This is a genomic window from Azospirillum sp. B4 (assembly GCF_000333275.1).
In the GTDB taxonomy this organism is placed as follows: domain Bacteria; phylum Pseudomonadota; class Alphaproteobacteria; order Azospirillales; family Azospirillaceae; genus Nitrospirillum.
On record NZ_BACU01000344.1, the window covers coordinates 1 to 1,794 of the forward strand.

General features: G+C 65.9%; 1 protein-coding gene and 1 pseudogene. Both read right to left on the reverse strand.

The genetic code is table 11. From position 1 onward, the window contains the following. Positions 1 to 390: TatD family hydrolase (locus I55_RS15230; RefSeq protein ID WP_044561440.1), on the reverse strand; the 390-nt coding region annotated here is incomplete at its 3' end. After that, positions 390 to 1,794: pseudogene (metG, locus tag I55_RS15235) on the reverse strand (methionine--tRNA ligase); the annotation flags it as partial. The gene I55_RS15230 and the pseudogene metG, both read right to left, overlap by 1 nt.

Genomic DNA, 1,794 nt, shown 5'->3' on the forward strand with positions numbered 1-1,794 from the left:
TTCGCGGGCCACGGTCAGTGGGGCGCGGAAGCTGGCCTCCTGCACCTCCTGCGGGCTCTTATTGTAGTAATAGTCCAAGCCCGTTTCACCCAGGCCCACCACCTTGGGCAGCGCCGCCACTTCGCGCAACGTGTCGACGGTGCAGAACTCCTGCTCCTCCAGCGCCTGGTGGGGATGGACGCCCACCGTGCACCAGACGTCGGGGTAGGCCTGCGCCACGGCATGCACCTGGGGGAAGCGGCTGAGATGGGTGCAAATGGTCAGCATGGCGCCCACGCCCGCGTCCCGCGCCCGCTGCACCACCGCGTCGCGCTGCTCCACGAAATCCGGGAAATCCAGATGGCAATGGCTGTCGATCAGGAAGGGCTTGAGGCTCAGACCGTCCGGCATCAGGCCGCCCCCTCCACTTCCTCGACATGGCGGGGGAACACGCCCTGCGGCGCCGGCAGCGGCGTGCCGGGCACCAGCGCCTGGTCCAGGTGGGCGAAGTCGCGCGCTTCGACCGGCACGGCCAGCAGGTCCAGCACCTTGGCCATGGCGCCCGGCATGAAGGGCTGTGCCAGGATGGCGATGTGGCGCATGGCTTCCGCCAGCACGTACAGCACCGTCGCCATGCGGGCCGGATCGGTCTTCTTCAGCGCCCAGGGGGCCTGTTCGTCGATGTAGCGGTTGGCGTCGCCCACCACCACCCACAGGGCGTCCAGCGCCTTGTGGAAGGCCTGCAGGTCCAGGTCGGCCCGCATCGTGGGTAGCAGGCCGCGCGCGGCGGCCAGCAGGGCGGTGTCGGCCTCGGTGAACTCACCCGGCGTGGGGACCACGGCGCCGCAATTCTTCTGGATGATGGACAGGAACCGCTGGGCCAGGTTGCCGTAGCCGTTGGCCAGTTCGCTGTTGATGCGGGTGACCATGGCGCGGCGGGAGAAATCGCCATCGTTGCCGAAGGGGATCTCGCGCATCAGGAAATAGCGGGTTTGGTCCAGGCCGTACTTTTCCAGCAACTCGCTGGGCGCCACCACGTTGCCCAGGGACTTGGACATCTTCTCGCCCTCCACCGTCCACCAGCCGTGGGCGAACACGCGGGTGGGCGGCTGCAGGCCGGCGGCCATCAGGAAGGCCGGCCAGTAGACGGTGTGGAAGCGCAGGATGTCCTTGCCCACCATGTGCATGGCGCCGGGCCAGTACCGGGCGTAGGGCGTGCCCTCCCCCATCTCCGGATAGCCGATGGCGCTGATGTAGTTGGCCAGGGCGTCCAGCCAGACATACATGATGTGCTTGTCATCGCCCGGGACCGGGATGCCCCAGTCGAAGGTGGTGCGGCTAACCGACAGGTCCTTCAGGCCGCCCTTGACGAAGCTCAACACTTCGTTGCGCTTGCCGGCCGGCAGGATGAAGCTGGGATTGGCCTCATAGAAGGCCAGCAGGCGGTCTGTCCAGGCGCTGAGACGGAAGAAGTAGCTGGATTCCTCCACCCATTCTCACTCGGCCCCGGTGGGCGCGAACTTGCGGCCCTGGTCGTCAGATGCGGAGTTCATCCTCGCCGTAAAAAGCCTCGTCCCGGACGGAGTACCAGCCGGCGTAGGCGCCCAGGTAGATTTCCCCATTCTCGAACAGCTTGTGACACAGTTTCTGCACAGAAGTCACGTGACGCGGCTCGGTCGTGCGGATGAACTCATCGTTGGAGATGATCCCCACGGCGTGCAGGTCACGTAATTTCTGCGATACCTTGTCTGTGACGGCCTGTTGATCAATGCCTGCCTTCTCGGCCGACTTCTCCGGCTTCTGCCCGAGCACGTC